Here is a 13,261-nt window from a genome sequence, read left to right on the forward strand (position 1 = left end):
CCCGCAGCTCCCAAGCCTGCCGGTTCCACCACTCCCGAGTCCGCCCTTCGTGCCGACGACGCAGCCGACGCCCAAGGACGACGGTTCGGCCGTGCCGTTTCTGACCATGCTGGGCGCTGGTCTTTTCCTGGTGTGAGGAAGAGCGGCTTATGACGTATTACTGGCGCCACTTCACCACGAGCCCAACCGAAACCGCCGCAAAGGCGCTGGCTTCGGCTCGCAATGGCTCGTTCGCACAGCTCCCGCCGATCGACCGCGTAAGGCAGTTACGGGCGCTGCTTCTGCTCTCGCTCCAGGGTGCCACGCTGTCGGACGCGCCCGGCCCGCTCGGGGACCTCGGCCCGAGCCTCTACAATGGCAACGACGAGCGCAACGCCACGGGCGCCGCCCTCGCGAGGACGGCGCTCGTGCTCGCGCCGCCGGGAAACGTCGTGCTCGATCAGGACGTGCTGAGCTGGGACGACGCACCCGCCATCACCGGATCCATTCCACCGATCAACATTCCGGGCCTGCCAACGGACGTGAGCGCTCTCCCGGCACTCGCTGTCGTCGCGATCGTCAGCGTCGCAGCGGCTGCGGCCTGCTACGTCGGCACGATAGTAACACAGGCGAACCACGCGATCGCCTTCGAGCAGGAGAAGACGAAACGCCTGCTGAACGCGCACGCCGCGAGCGTCGATGTCATCGCGAAGCACATCGACCGGGAGAAGCTCGCGGGAAAGACGCTCCCCTTCGAGCCCGAGGAGCGCACCGTGCTTCATGGGCTCGAGCGTACGCAGCGGGAGGTCGTCGCCGAGCAGCACCTGCCGCTCCCCACGCCCTTCGATGGCGCTCGGGACTTCGGGAAGGCGCTCGCCGAGAGCACCCGCGACATCGGGAAATCAACCGCCGACGCCCTCTCGTCGGTCGTGCCCATTGGGCTCGGCCTCGGGATGGTGTGGCTCATGAGCAGATAGGAGGCTCCATTATGGCCGAAGCAGCAAGCGAATATGTGCCAGTTCGTCGTGATGTTCTGGCGAATCTCCAGGCCTCAGCGGCGGCTGGGGCGGCCACGCTTCGGGAGTACGGCAATCGCGCCCGCGAAGCAGTGGTCACTGAGGCGAAGGCCTTTCCCTCGACCGCACGGAGCCTCGTCCAGCCCATCGGGGTCGGCGCGGTCCTCGCGTACATCGCGACGCTCGACGAGGTGAAGAACTCCGAGACCGTGAAAAAGCAATGGTGGCTCTTGCCCGCGGCGCTCCTGGCCATCGGGTACATCTTGCGCCGCAAGAACAGCCCGCATGCGAGCGCGGTTGTGAGCGCGGGCGCGGTGCTCTTCGTCCAGGCGTACCGCAACCGGCCGAAGGAGGAGCCGCAGGCACAGGCCCCGGCGAAGCCTGCGGGCGGCGACACGGCCGGCGTCCCCCAGGCCCTCCCAGTGATGCACCCGATCGACGATCGGACCGCGTGGATCCAGAGCGGCGGGCAATGGGTGCGCGTGCAACTCGCGGCCCCGGTTCGTCCGGCGCTACCGCAGCAGACCGCGCCGGCTGCCGCCGCGTTGGTGGCCCAAGACCCCGCCGCCGCTCTCGCCGCGGCTGCGTTCGCCGCGTGATTGACGACTTCTGAACCGTTGGAGGCTTCCATGACGACGAATCTCGACGATCCCAGGGGGCAGCAGTTCGATCAGCTCTTCGCGGAGCTCGACGCGCGCGGCGAGACCGCGGCGCCCGACGAACTCGACCTCGAGGACACGGCCGGCCCCGAGGACGAGGACGACGCCCAGGACACCGCCGCGGCCGAGCTCGAGGCGGAGGAGGCCGACACGGGCGACCTGCGTGCGCTCGCAGTGCGTGGTAAACGCACGCTGTCGCTCGAGGAGGCGCGCACCCTTCAGGCAAGGTCCCGCGTTCGTGGCAAGAAGGCCGGTAAGGTGGAGGTCCGCCGCCGCTTGCAGCCGCGGACCGCGATTGCGCAGCCCGCGCGGCCGCAGCCGCCGAAAAACCTGGTCTTGCCCGGGGAGGGCGTTCGGACCCTCGTCCGCCGGTGGGACCAGGAGGGGAAAGAGTTCACGATCAACCAGGCCGGGAGTTACTACTACGCCACCGAGATCCGCTGCAAATGCGAGGGCAACGCGGACCGGGCCTGGCTGCGCATCCCGGCCGGGCGATATTCGTTCTTCGACAAGGCGCTCGACGACGAGATCACCTGCCTCGGCAACAACGGCCGGGTAACGGTCGACATCACGAATTTCCAGCGGCCGAGCAAGAACACGAGCCACGGCCAGGACTTCCTGATCCAGTCGATCTCGATGATGGAGGCAAACCTCCGCGTCCGGTACGACGAAAGCGACATCGGCGCCGTGATGGGCCTCGACACCGCAGCCAGTGCCCTCCGTGGGAACGCGTGGCTGTGGGATGACGCCGGGGTCTTCCTGCCAGCCGAGATCTTCCACGACTTCACCGGGGAGAACTTGCTTTACCGGGCCGTCCGTCGCTCCGGAGCGCTCTATTTCCTCTGGGAAAAGGCTCGCGTCGGAGGGAGCGCCAATCGTCGCGAGATCCTCGTGGATCACCTGCGCAACATCCCCGACGTGCGCGTGCGCTCCCTCGCGCGGACCTCGGGCGGCGCGGCGGTGCTGCCGGTGCCGGACGGTTACATCTTCTGCGACGACCCCGAGCGAAGCGAAGACGGTGCTTTCAGCGCGGTTTTGCACCTCCCCTCCGACATCATCTTCCCGATCAAGCCGATCGACCTCGGCTCGGGAAAGAAGGCGAAGCCGCTCGAGGTGGGGCTCTACGTCCAGCTCAACCTCAACGGGATCGGCTTCCAGCTCGCGCGCCGCGGGCAAGTGACGCGGTAGACCGAGAGAACGGCGCGAGGGGCGCGCTCGTGGTGCGTCCCTCGCCCGGGAGGGCTGGCCATGTTGGGCGTGCAGATCGACAGCGAACAAAAGGAAAACCGCGTCGAGGCCGACGCAGGGCTCCCCTCGAACCATTGCGTTCTGATCGTCGAGCCGGAGCCATTGCACGTGGATGACGCCGCACCGGTTTGGCGCGTTTCGGTCGACGTGGTCCTTCGAGATCCCGCGCTCGGAAATGAGGTCCTCACCGCGACGTTGCCCGCCGTGATCATCGGTCCCATCCTGCACAAGCGGCAGGTCACGGCGATCGCCCGCTACCCGGCGCCGGTGGCCCGCTGGGTGTGGCGCTTCGAGTCCGATGCTGGGCGAGCTCGCGCCCGCGTTTGGCTCCATCCGGGGGAATCCGTGCGCGCGGAGTGCGGAATCGCGGTCCTTCCTGCTCGGCTACTTTCGCTGGGGGTGCGTCCGTGACTCGGGCGGCCTTGCTCGCGGCGTGGCCCGAGACGACGGGCCGCGACGTGGTCGGCGCGGCCGAGCTGCAGGCCGTCGCCGCGCTGCTAGGCGAGGGCTCGGTGGAGGATGCCCGCGCGTTGCTCTTCGAGCTCTACCGCCGACCGTTGACCGCGGCCGCACTTGAGACGGGCAACGCGCGCGCCGTCGTCGAGGCCCTCGGGTGGGAGGATGCAGCGGCCCCGACCGCTGAAGAGGTCTTCGCCCGAGCCGCGCTCGAGGCGCGGTCCCTGGGCGAGCCGCTTCACGTCGAGCTCGACAGCGTCGCCCCCGAGGAGCAGCGCGATCGCGTCCTCACGGTCGATGGCTGGATGCTCTTCGAGGAGGACTACCTCCCCCGCGTGGTCACCGGCGAGAACGGCCACGCGCACCCGGAGGCCCTCAAGGCTCAGGCCATCGCGGCGCGGACGTACGTGCTTCGAGCGATGCGCGACCACAAGGCCCTCGGTCGCACAGTCCCGATCATCAACTCGCAGAAGTTCCAGGTCTACGCGCGCTCGGCCTTCGCTTCATGCGTCGCGGCGGTCGCTGACACGCGGGGCATCCTGGCCCGCTACCAGGGGAGCCTCATCCTTGGAAACTACGTCGCGGGGGCCCTCTGGACGACTGGCAAGCCCGGCGCGGACCCGACGCACACGGAGCGCTGGGTCACATACAACGAGGGGAAAACGGGGCGGTTCGTCCAACCGACGCGCCTGTCCGACACGCGACGCGCCGACAACCGCGGCTGCATGGGCCAGAACTGCGCCGACTGGCTCGCGCGGAACGGGCGCCGCTGCCCCGAGATCCTGCGGTTCTTCTACGGCGCCGATCTCGAGCTCGGCGCCTCGGTCGGGACGAGCTCGACCACGAGCACGCCCCCAACCAAGCCAGCGGCCGAGCGTTCAGATCCGATCCCGGGCCTGGCGGCCGCCGCGGCGGTTTTTCAGTGGCTTTTTCGTGGAGGTGTCCCTTGAACAAGCGCCCCCTGAGCCAGTTTGCGTTCGCGGTCTACCGTTGGTCGAGCTTCCGCAAGGAGTGGGACCATTACGCCTACGTCGCGTCCGTTCCGACTGAGCACTTGCTGACGGACACGATCAAGTCCCTCGTGAGTGGCTCGGACCTCGAATACGTCGCGGTGGAGAATCTCCACGCCACGAGCAAGCAACCCAATTACGAGTATTGGAGTGGCAAAAACGGCAACTTTGCAGCCTTCACCCCCCGAGCGAGGTAGTCATGGCGAAGCCCAAGATCGACATGCGACAGGAGCCGATGCCGTGGGGACGCGGGCAAATGAGCCTGCGGCCCCCCGAGCAGGTGGCCGGCCGTGAGAAGAGCCTCCAGGAGCTAATCCGCAACGCGGCGGGGGCGGGACGGCTGCGCCGGTATCAGGCGACCGTGGGCGTCACCACGGCCGCCATCGTGCCCGAGGGCGAGGCGTACACGCTCTGGGACAAGGGTACTTATGTACATACGTACGGCGTGCCTGTGGGCGTGAAACAGGACGGATCGTGGCGCCACCCCGCGGGCCCTGGGTGGACGCAGGAGATCTGCGCGCTGCTCGAGGCGGCACCCTTCGTGGGGAAGCCTGGAGGTTGACCAATGTCGCGGATCGACCTGGCCACGCGCATCAGCACGGCAGCAGGCTCGGGGCTGCTTCGGGCGTACGTCACCCACAAGGCGAGGGACTTTCGGCGGGTGGTGGCCCTTCCGTTTCCCCATGAGTCCCTTTGGCTCAAGACGGAGAACTGCGACGAGTACGGCCACCACGTTGGATTTCGCCATGATTGGCTTTGGTTCGATCCGAGCGGGGAAGTGCTTCCCGCCGAGCTCGCCGCCCTTCTCGAGACAGCTCCTTTCGTTGGGGACCTCCACTTCCGAGATGCCGCAGGTTTGACCGTGGAGGGACGCATCGAGACGGCCGCCCTCGAGCGTCGCCTTCACGTCTTCACCAAGGGCAAGCGGCGGGTTGCGATCATCGTCCCGGACTCCGACGAGCGGTTTTGGACGCTGAAGAACAGTGAGCGCTTCGGCGAACTCGCAGCCTTGTGGACCCCTCAAGGCGGATGGACATCCGTCTCCGGCTTTCCCTTGGAAGCAAGCGCAAAGCGTCTCGATCGTGCCGCTGAGGTGAGCTCGTGACCCTGCGGCTCGTCCAGTCCGGCCTCGGCCCCTCCCGGCCCCTCGTGGCCACGTTCCTCTCGTGGGCAGGCATGGACGCGAAGATCCGCGCGGCCTTCGGCCCTGCCCCCTGCATCATCGCCGACGACAGCGCGAAGGGGACAGAGACGCTCGCCGAGCTCCTCGAGTTCGCCCACCAGGCCGGCGGCGTCGCGCAGGCCTCGCGGCTCGCGCTCGTCGGGTACAGCGCCGGATGCCAGCGCGTGCGCAAGCTCCGGATGGACGGTGCGAAGGCAGACGCCTACCTCCTCTCCGACGGCACCCACGCGTCATGGCCCCCGCAGGAGTGGCAGATCGCCTGGCTCCGCGAACTCGCGGACGAGGCACGGCACGGGAAGGTGCTCGTGGTCGCGTCTCACACGTGGCAGACGTACACGGAGGAGCTGACGCCGCCGCTTACGCCGTTCGCGTCAACGGTGACGGTGCTTCGGATGGCGACGGGGTTTCCGCTCAAGCAGGGCGGGCCGCCCGAGGCGCCCATCGTGTCGCGAGATGGGCAACTCTGGGTCTATTCGTATGCGAGCGCGAAAAGCGACGCGAAGGCCCACAGCTCTCAGGCAATGTTTGCGCAGCCCAAGCTTGCCGCGCAGCACGTCGCGCCGTGGCTCCTGAGCGGGCCGCCAGCGCCCGACGTCAAGCCCACGGCGAAGGCCACCTCGAGCAGCTCGAGCGACGGCATCGGCCCGGGGTTGGTCCTGGGTGGGCTCATGATGCTGGCTCGACGCTTGGCCCTATAGCCCCGGCGCCGTGGGTTCCTACCGCCGTGATAGGTTGCGCCCCGTAATGATCCCCCTGGTGCGTCGCCCTCTTCTCGGTCCTCGGCTACCTGCCAGCTTCTGACCCGCCCCACGTGCGACGAAAAAAGGAGCGACTACGAGGAACGCGCGTCGGACCGGTAATTTTTTCGCCGGCCCCAAAATGGCCATAGCAGCAGCCTTACTTGACGGGAGTCACTCGGAGCTCCATCTGCACGACTGAGGAGGCAACAGTGCACTTCACGAAAGCAATCAAATTGGTAGCAGCCCATGTTGCCGCCGCAACGGTGATCGGACTGGCACTCCTGCCCGTCCCCGCCGCCTCGGCTGTGAACCGCTACAAAATCAAGCCCAACTCGCCGAAGCCGGAAGTGTGCGACAACCACGGTACAATTCCGCACGGCACGTGGCTACAGAATAAACCGTGCGGTTATTTCATCGGAACTGCGATAGCCGAGTCATCGTTTGACGTCCACCTGACCACCGACAGCAACTACCATTACGGGCGGAGTCACGGCAACAACAACCTTTGTGCCTGGATCCCGCCCGGCGCGCTCGTTGGTAGCGCTGAATCGGTGCCGGCTTCCTGCAGCGATGCGACCAGAGAACGGTTCAGCCATCGCCGCTCATTCGGCTACGACTTCAATGCCCGCCCCCACGAGGCGACCACGGGCACACCAATCTCCGTGAACCCGAGCTGTGGTGCATTCCTCAACTACTACACCTCCAGCACGTACGACACGGGGGTCCTACGCGACCCGGCCCCGGGGACGCCGTCGGCCGAGGTTCGGTACCGATTCACGACCAACGGCGCCAAACCTGCCATCGTGGTCCTCGACGACAACCTCGGGTGGGTGTTCATGGATCGTGGCTGTGTCACCGATTGGCGAGGCATCCCGTTCAACAGCGAGGATGACTAGCCAATCGGCGTGTCTCCGTGCGCCGTCGACGTCTGACAGCGCTCGACTGAAGCGAGTGGCGTCGGTGTTCTCGCCAGAGCGTCAAGGCTCGGCTCGCAATGTTGCAGCACGAGGCGCACGCATCCGAACCGTGACGGTCCGGAGCAACAAGACGTCAACCGCGCTTTTCAGCTTCTAACAAGCCGCGGGTGGAGCCGAGGTCCTTGGGGCGGGCGAGCTGCCACTCGCTAGCCCTGGCGGCACCGAACCGCGCCCAAAATTCCCGAGACGATCCCGAATCACCACAAGCATCTTCCGCACCGTCGCGGGGCTCCAGTGCCGCATGTCCTCGACGAGCGCCCCGTGCTCGCTGGCGGCATCGCAGTTCAGCAGGTCGAACACCTGCACCTTGAGCCCGCCTGCGATGGCCCGTACCGTCCCGACGTTCGGCGAAACGCGGCCGAGCTCGATCCCCTCCAGGTGGCTCGGCCACAAGCCTGAGCGCTGGGCGAGCGTCTTTGTCGACAGCCCCCGCTCGAGCCGCAAAAGCCGGATCCTCGCGCCCACCTGGGAAACCAACGGGTGACGTTCCTTGCGACGACCACGCATAACGCATCCTCCGTTCATCGCGGCAAAGCGAAGTAAAGAAGCCCTCTTTCGTGCTGAATCCCCGCGCCGATCTCGACGAACGGCGCAGGCAACTTCACGGGCTCGAGGCGCAGCAGTTGCCGCGTCTCAGCCTCGAGCAGAGCCTTGTCGAGCAGCGTCCTCGGCACGGACGGCAGCCCGGCACGCACGAGCGAAAGCGGCACGCCTTTCTGATGTGTGGGAAAGAGCCGGCCAACGCCGTCGACAACGTGCGACACGAGCTCGGGGGTCGGCTTGTCCCCGCGAGCCGCCCGAACCCGCCGGGCGTACCGCAGGACGTCGGCCAGTTCGTGGACGGCCATGAACCGCAGTTCGTCGACCACCTCCTCGAGCGGCGACCGGCAACGCCGTCGCGACGAAGGCCCCGAGGGAGGCGGGCCACCGCTTGGTGGCGGAGCGGTCGCTGGGGAAGGGAAGGGCTGCATCTTTCTGTCGGCCTGTTCCATGGTTCTCGCTCCGGCTCACGAACGCGAGCGAACGGCCCCCGGAACTGCGTGCCTGGCGAGGGCGCAGCCCGCGGGACGCTCGCTCCCGCTCGCGATCGATGGACACACGTCTCCCGACGGTCGCAGCGCGGCCGATCACGAGACAGGTTTGCGGGTCATCACCCCCAGTCGGCCGCGGTCCCCATGCCTAGGAGAACCAGCTCTGCGCGAGCAGGTCCGAAACCGCGGCCGACTGCGAGTGAAGACCTTACGGCGGGGGTCTCCCCACGTTCACGGTTCGAAGCGCGGCGACGCGTTCGGCGAGCTCCTCGGAGGAGACGGGCGGGGGCGGCTTCACCACGGCCACCTCCCGCCGCGGCTCGACTACCCGAGACGGCGTCCGAGCGGTCGTCGATCGAGTGATGTCCGGATGTACATTAGGACATGAGTACATCCTAGGAGCAGCAGAAACTGCGGCCAAAGCCGCCCTTGTCGCCGTCACGAGCTCGTGGGTCGTCCCCCACCGCATCGCGTACCCCATGTCCGGCGGCAGGCCCCTCGGCCCCGAGCTCGCGACGAAGAGCAGCGCGAGCCCCCCCAGCAACGCCACGACCACCCCGAGCGCCGGACCGAGGATGGTGCTGACCCCGGCGACCATCGGCACGACCGCGGATACGGGAGGCGGGGGCACCCCGAGGGGGAAGGCGTGCCCCTCGGCGTCGAGCACGGCCCGAAGGACGGCGCGGTCCATCGGGTCGAGACCCATGAGGCCGAGCACCAGGGCGCCGCGCGCGCGCTTCCTCTTCTTCTTGGGCTTCCCGAGCAAACGGTCGATTTCCACCCGGAGACGCGTGCGCCCCCGGATCACCCGCTGTTCGATCGTGTCCTCCTTCTCCCCGAGCTCGGCGGCGAGCTCGGCGTTCGAACGGCCTTCGAGGTCGTGCGCCACGAGCAGAGCTCGCGTTCCCTCGTCGAGCCGCTCGAGCGCATCGAGCAAAAGGATCCGGGCCTCGACCCAAGCTTCCACGTCTCGCGGGTCGGGCGCGTCGAACTCGTCGTTGCCGACGAACCGATTGGCCCTGCGTTGTGCGTGGCGACGCGCACGAAGCGCGACCCGTGCGACGCATCGGAGGAGCGCGCGGCGCGCCTCGCGGTTGTCGGCTGGGATCTCGGCGACCTCTTGCCAGAAGGCGATCAGCGACTCCTGGACCGCGTCCTCCATGTCCGGGGCCCGGACGCCGCACCGGCGGAGCCACGAAGGCAGGACCGCGGCGAAGGCGTCGAGGAGGGCCTGGAACGACCAGCCAGGGGGTTCCTGGGGGTCGGTGGCAGGGACGGGGGCGGCCGAGGAGGGGCGCACAAACTGGTTAGGCAGGCTGGGGAGGGTTTCCCGACAGGAAAAATGGACGAGTTCGCAAGAAAGCTTTTTGGCGATCTACTTCACGCGCTTGCCCCTGCCACCCTTCGGCCTCGGCACAAAATCTGGCTGCTCACTCAGGTCTACCCCATCCGCCTCAAGCAACCGGAGGATGTACTCTTTGATGCCGCCCGAGTACTCCACCGCCCTCACCTTCACCTGCTTGTGAACCGCGGACACGACGTCCACCACGATCCGCTTCGTCCCCTCCTCGAGCCGCGCCGCGGCAGCCGTCGGCCGCGTCGGCCCCTTCGGGGCAGGCTGCGGACGAGAACCGGCCGCCTCGCTCGTCCCCTTCGTCGGTTCCTTTGGCTCGGCCTTGCTCGGCCTCGCCAGCGACATGGACAGAGCCTTCTTGCTCACGCTTGCCCCCTTCCCTTCTTCCGACTACCGCTCGTCGCTGGCGCCGTCGGCATGATCTCCTTGAAAAGCTTGCCCATCTCCGCGGCCGCGGGGCCCTTCGGCTGCGTCGTCAAGACGCTCTCGCCGATCGCCGCAGCCTCAGGGTACGCCACGCGGTGACAAATCACGGTCTCGGCGACCTCCCCGCGCGCGGCCATCGCCTCCCGCGCCGAGCGAGCCAGCACCGTGCGCGGCGCACAGCGGTTCGAGACGAAGAGCCGCCGCACGGGCCCCCGCCCGAACTGCTCGCGGATCGCGTCGGCGCGGTCGAGCTCCGCGAGCGTCTCGTGTGTCGCCCACAGGTCGAACGGGCCCGGGGTCACGGGGATCACGACGACATCCGCGGCAACGGCGGCCGCGCTGCTCTGATCTCCGGTCCAGGGCGGGCCGTCGAGGACCGCGACGTCGCGCCCCGCCGCGAGCTCGAGCAGCCGAGCTCGCGAGAACGCGCGGTCATGCTTCGAGACGGCGAGCCCGGCGAGCTTGCTGCCCTCGGTCCGGGCCGAGCCCCAGTCGAGCGAGGAGCCCTGCCGGTCGAGGTCCACGAGGATCGTGCTCTGCCCGCGCAGGTGAGCCGCGGCGGCTAGGTTCGTCGCAAGGGTCGTTTTCCCGACGCCTCCCTTGAGGCTCAGGATGGCGATTACGTACATGTGGACAGATGTACATCGAAGGTTTGACCAGGAGCAAGCGGAACGAGGGGGCCTCAAGCGGCTCGACCGGACGAGCAGGACAAACGCTTGGTCGTGACCAAATGTCCGTTCGTACATCTAGCCTGAGACCACACGCGCCTTGAGTAGCCACCCCCAAACACTCGGCCAGTCTGCCCTGAACCCGGCGCTGCCGGCCCTGCCTCGTGTGCTTCCGAGGCCGCGTCTGTGTCAGCAGCTCAAGAGGGTTTGTCCTTTCAGGGTGCACCGACAAACCCTCTTGATCTGGATCTGAAATCTGGTGCAGGGTGAACACGCGTTCGTCCCCGTGCCGGTCTCGGGTCGAGCGAGTGGCTTCAACGCAGGTGCGTTCTTCGGGACGCACAAAAAAAAGCGCGCCGACCGGGTCTAAGTTTGGCGACCTGGACCCCGGCTCGACGCGCCCAACAAACAGCGATGAGTCTACCACAGATCGCCGCGGGTCGATCCCGCAGCGTTGACGATCCACGTGTAATTGCGCGCCGAACCGTGGGCCAAACCACACAGGGCGAGGCAACCCCTAACCCGCCCTCTTCTCTCTACGGCTGGAAGCGAACCCTTGAGGAGGGTATCTGGTCGCCCGAGGGCCCCAAGGGCGTCAACGCGCGCGCCGTGCTGGCGCAACTCGTTCGTCACTCCGACGCCAGCGGCCGCTGCTGGATGTCCGCTCGAACCATCGCGGCGAAGGTCGGCGTTTACAACACGCGCACGGTGCGCGCGGCTGTGGACGAACTCGTGAAGAGCGGCTGGCTCGACGCCACCCCCATGACCTGGGCGCAGCTCGCCGCCGAGCAGCGCGCCGCCGGCCGACCGGTCCCCCGTCGAGGCGACGTCGGCCAGGCCCCGAACCTCTACACGGTCCGAGACGGCCGCGGCGGTCCGGTGACCTCCGAGGGCCGGACCCCGCCCACGACCACGGGCCCCGGGATCGTGCGGATCGCGCCCGTCGCCCAGGGCAGCACCCGGACTGATGTACATATGGACATTCGTACACAGGCCATGGTCCCTCTTGCTCGAGCCGACGAGCCGCTTGAGCGCGCCGCGTCGACCTCGCCCCGCAAGGTCCCCGAGGGGGGCCAGGGGCCAAAGAGCCCCAGGGACCAGGGGCCAAAGAGCCCCGGGGGGCCCCGGGCCGAAGAGCCCCACGATCTGGATCCGGTGGAATCTATGTCCAGGATGGAGAGTGGAGGGCGCGAGGCGCGCCCCTGGCAGAGCACACACGGATCGAAGGAAGTTCGGGGGGAGGATCGGGGCTGGGTCAAGACGTGGGAGGTCCTCGCCACCGCACACGCCGAGCAGACCAAGCACGTCTACGGCCTACCGCCGCTCCCGCCTGACCTGAAGCGCGAACAGCGCGAGGCCATGGCCGAGTGCCTCGACGGGGCAGCGGTCGAGGTCTGCGCGAAGCTCCGCGCGCGCGGCCTCGAGCGCGACCGCACGGAGCTTTGCCGCGAGCTCGCCGCGCAGGTGATGAAGCTTTACTTCAAGCGGAAGACGTCTCACCTCGTCCAGACGAGCCACGCGCTGCGAGACCTTCCCCGTGAGCTCCACGCGCGCATGACCGAGGCGATGGCGGCGCTCTTGCGTAAGAGCCACGACGCCACGCAGCCGCGGCGGCCTCGGCCCGAGCCAACCGCGCCCAAAGCGCCGGTTGAGCAGGCTCGCGCCGCGGCCACGGTCACGCAGTTATGTATGGCGTTTGCGCCTCCAGGGCAGCAACGACGCGTCGACCGTCACGAGCTTGAGGCGGGGCTTGGCCTTGCGCCGCTCGAGGACGCCGGCAGCCCCACCCAGGACGAACCCGAGCCCGTCCCCGTCGAGCCCGAGCAGCCGCAGATCGTCGCCAGCCCCCCCGCACCGCCGCCCCCGCTCGAGGCGCCACGCGAGGCAGGGCCCCAAGCGGCTCCTTGTGGGCCTCCGCCCGAGTTTCGAGGCTGGAGCCCCCATCGCTCGGCCTCGCCGCGCGTGACCGCGGCGCTTGAGCAGCTACGTGCCGCCCTCGGTCCCGAGCTCGTACCTGAGCCAGAGGTCCCGGCCGAGGCTGAGGCACTGGCTGTCACGCAGCGGCCGCTCGGCAGGGCTGGCGCGCCCCGGTGGGGGGCTGTTGGCCCCCGGCCGGCGAAGGTGCGGCACGCGCTGCCGCAGCTCGAGGAACTGGAGGAAGGGCAGGGAGGGGGGGCGACCCCCATGGAGTAGTATAGACTACATTTGCTCCGACGGGGCCCAGGTGCTCGGGGTAAGGTCGGAGCCTTCCGGGCGAGCCATGCGCGCGCCCATGGGTGAAGCCACTCAAAACCGATGGATTGGGAGTGGAAAATCCATGTGTTTCCATGGATCCGCATGGGTGGGGAGGGAGCCGATCGAGGCTGGATTTGGTGGCCTGGAACGCAAATTCGGCCGTGAAACATTCGTCGGCGGAGGTGAATTGCTCCCGCGGGGCGAAAAGTGGATCGTTTGGTGGACCCGAGTGGATCGGCGAGCCTGTGAAACAAGAGGTCGAGCCTTGCCACCATGGCC

At 67.9% G+C, this 13,261-nt stretch carries 16 protein-coding genes; 11 read left to right on the plus strand and 5 right to left on the minus strand.

Annotation, left to right across the window (positions count from 1 at the left end):
* Nucleotides 1–149 precede the first annotated feature (149 nt).
* The 10 genes from KEG57_RS49930 to KEG57_RS49975 all read left to right on the plus strand — a co-directional run bounded on the left by KEG57_RS49930 (nt 150) and on the right by KEG57_RS49975 (nt 7,187).
* Nucleotides 150–956 carry a hypothetical protein gene (locus tag KEG57_RS49930; RefSeq protein WP_272459861.1) on the plus strand — a complete coding sequence of 269 codons (807 nt, stop codon included), beginning with the start codon at nt 150–152 and terminating at the stop codon, nt 954–956.
* Between the two features lie 11 nt (nt 957–967).
* Complete coding sequence (locus tag KEG57_RS49935; RefSeq protein ID WP_272459862.1) at nt 968–1,594, plus strand: hypothetical protein; 627 nt, start codon at nt 968–970, stop codon at nt 1,592–1,594.
* A gap of 30 nt (nt 1,595–1,624) precedes the next feature.
* Nucleotides 1,625–2,842 carry a hypothetical protein gene (locus tag KEG57_RS49940; RefSeq protein ID WP_272459863.1) on the plus strand — a complete coding sequence of 406 codons (1,218 nt, stop codon included), beginning with the start codon at nt 1,625–1,627 and terminating at the stop codon, nt 2,840–2,842.
* Between the two features lie 60 nt (nt 2,843–2,902).
* A complete protein-coding gene (locus KEG57_RS49945) occupies nt 2,903–3,313 on the plus strand; it encodes a hypothetical protein (RefSeq protein ID WP_272459864.1) in 411 nt (136 codons plus the stop codon).
* Entirely contained in the window at nt 3,310–4,308 is a 999-nt protein-coding gene (locus KEG57_RS55990; protein ID WP_272459865.1) for a SpoIID/LytB domain-containing protein, read from the plus strand. The genes KEG57_RS49945 and KEG57_RS55990 overlap by 4 nt, the downstream gene beginning before the upstream one ends.
* On the plus strand, nt 4,305–4,565 hold the full coding sequence (locus KEG57_RS49955; protein ID WP_272459866.1) for a hypothetical protein: 261 nt from the start codon (nt 4,305–4,307) through the stop codon (nt 4,563–4,565). The genes KEG57_RS55990 and KEG57_RS49955 overlap by 4 nt, the downstream gene beginning before the upstream one ends.
* 2 nt (nt 4,566–4,567) lie before the next feature.
* The gene (locus KEG57_RS49960) at nt 4,568–4,930 is read left to right on the plus strand and encodes a hypothetical protein (protein WP_272459867.1); all 363 of its coding nucleotides are present in this window, start codon (nt 4,568–4,570) and stop codon (nt 4,928–4,930) included.
* Between the two features lie 3 nt (nt 4,931–4,933).
* Nucleotides 4,934–5,473, plus strand: a complete 540-nt coding sequence (locus KEG57_RS49965; protein ID WP_272459868.1) for a hypothetical protein — start codon at nt 4,934–4,936, stop codon at nt 5,471–5,473.
* The gene (locus tag KEG57_RS49970; protein ID WP_272459869.1) at nt 5,470–6,249 is read left to right on the plus strand and encodes a hypothetical protein; all 780 of its coding nucleotides are present in this window, start codon (nt 5,470–5,472) and stop codon (nt 6,247–6,249) included. Before KEG57_RS49965 ends, KEG57_RS49970 begins: the two co-directional genes overlap by 4 nt.
* Before the next feature lie 251 nt (nt 6,250–6,500).
* Nucleotides 6,501–7,187: a hypothetical protein gene (locus KEG57_RS49975; RefSeq protein WP_272459870.1), complete on the plus strand. Its 687-nt coding sequence runs from the start codon at nt 6,501–6,503 to the stop codon at nt 7,185–7,187.
* A 174-nt stretch (nt 7,188–7,361) separates the two neighbouring features.
* Here the strand turns inward: KEG57_RS49975 and KEG57_RS49980 are convergent, their stop codons facing one another.
* From KEG57_RS49980 to parA, 5 genes are all read right to left on the minus strand, one after another.
* The gene (locus KEG57_RS49980) at nt 7,362–7,733 is read right to left on the minus strand and encodes a helix-turn-helix domain-containing protein (RefSeq protein WP_272459871.1); all 372 of its coding nucleotides are present in this window, start codon (nt 7,731–7,733) and stop codon (nt 7,362–7,364) included.
* Nucleotides 7,734–7,789: 56 nt separating this feature from the next.
* Entirely contained in the window at nt 7,790–8,137 is a 348-nt protein-coding gene (locus KEG57_RS49985) for a hypothetical protein (RefSeq protein ID WP_272459872.1), read from the minus strand.
* Between the two features lie 370 nt (nt 8,138–8,507).
* The gene (locus KEG57_RS49990; RefSeq protein WP_272459873.1) at nt 8,508–9,599 is read right to left on the minus strand and encodes an RNA polymerase sigma factor; all 1,092 of its coding nucleotides are present in this window, start codon (nt 9,597–9,599) and stop codon (nt 8,508–8,510) included.
* A gap of 75 nt (nt 9,600–9,674) precedes the next feature.
* A complete protein-coding gene (locus KEG57_RS49995) occupies nt 9,675–10,019 on the minus strand; it encodes a hypothetical protein (protein ID WP_272459874.1) in 345 nt (114 codons plus the stop codon).
* A complete protein-coding gene (parA, locus tag KEG57_RS50000; RefSeq protein WP_272459875.1) occupies nt 10,016–10,708 on the minus strand; it encodes a ParA family partition ATPase in 693 nt (230 codons plus the stop codon). Before parA ends, KEG57_RS49995 begins: the two co-directional genes overlap by 4 nt.
* A gap of 453 nt (nt 10,709–11,161) precedes the next feature.
* Between parA and KEG57_RS50005 the strand changes: the two genes are divergently transcribed.
* Nucleotides 11,162–12,940 (plus strand): helix-turn-helix domain-containing protein, encoded by a 1,779-nt coding sequence (locus tag KEG57_RS50005; protein WP_272459876.1) that lies wholly within the window; start codon nt 11,162–11,164, stop codon nt 12,938–12,940.
* Nucleotides 12,941–13,261: the final 321 nt, after the last annotated feature.

Source organism: Polyangium jinanense, assembly GCF_028435365.1.

Bases quoted from the DNA above. Each gene is read 5' to 3' on its own strand.
- KEG57_RS49930 (WP_272459861.1), top strand. From the start codon at position 150: ATGACGTATTACTGGCGCCACTTCACCACGAGCCCAACCGAAACCGCC.
- KEG57_RS49935 (WP_272459862.1), top strand. From the start codon at position 968: ATGGCCGAAGCAGCAAGCGAATATGTGCCAGTTCGTCGTGATGTTCTG.
- KEG57_RS49940 (WP_272459863.1), top strand. From the start codon at position 1,625: ATGACGACGAATCTCGACGATCCCAGGGGGCAGCAGTTCGATCAGCTC.
- KEG57_RS49945 (WP_272459864.1), top strand. From the start codon at position 2,903: ATGTTGGGCGTGCAGATCGACAGCGAACAAAAGGAAAACCGCGTCGAG.
- KEG57_RS49960 (WP_272459867.1), top strand. From the start codon at position 4,568: ATGGCGAAGCCCAAGATCGACATGCGACAGGAGCCGATGCCGTGGGGA.
- KEG57_RS49965 (WP_272459868.1), top strand. From the start codon at position 4,934: ATGTCGCGGATCGACCTGGCCACGCGCATCAGCACGGCAGCAGGCTCG.
- parA (WP_272459875.1), bottom strand. From the start codon at position 10,708: ATGTACGTAATCGCCATCCTGAGCCTCAAGGGAGGCGTCGGGAAAACG.
- KEG57_RS50005 (WP_272459876.1), top strand. From the start codon at position 11,162: ATGAGTCTACCACAGATCGCCGCGGGTCGATCCCGCAGCGTTGACGAT.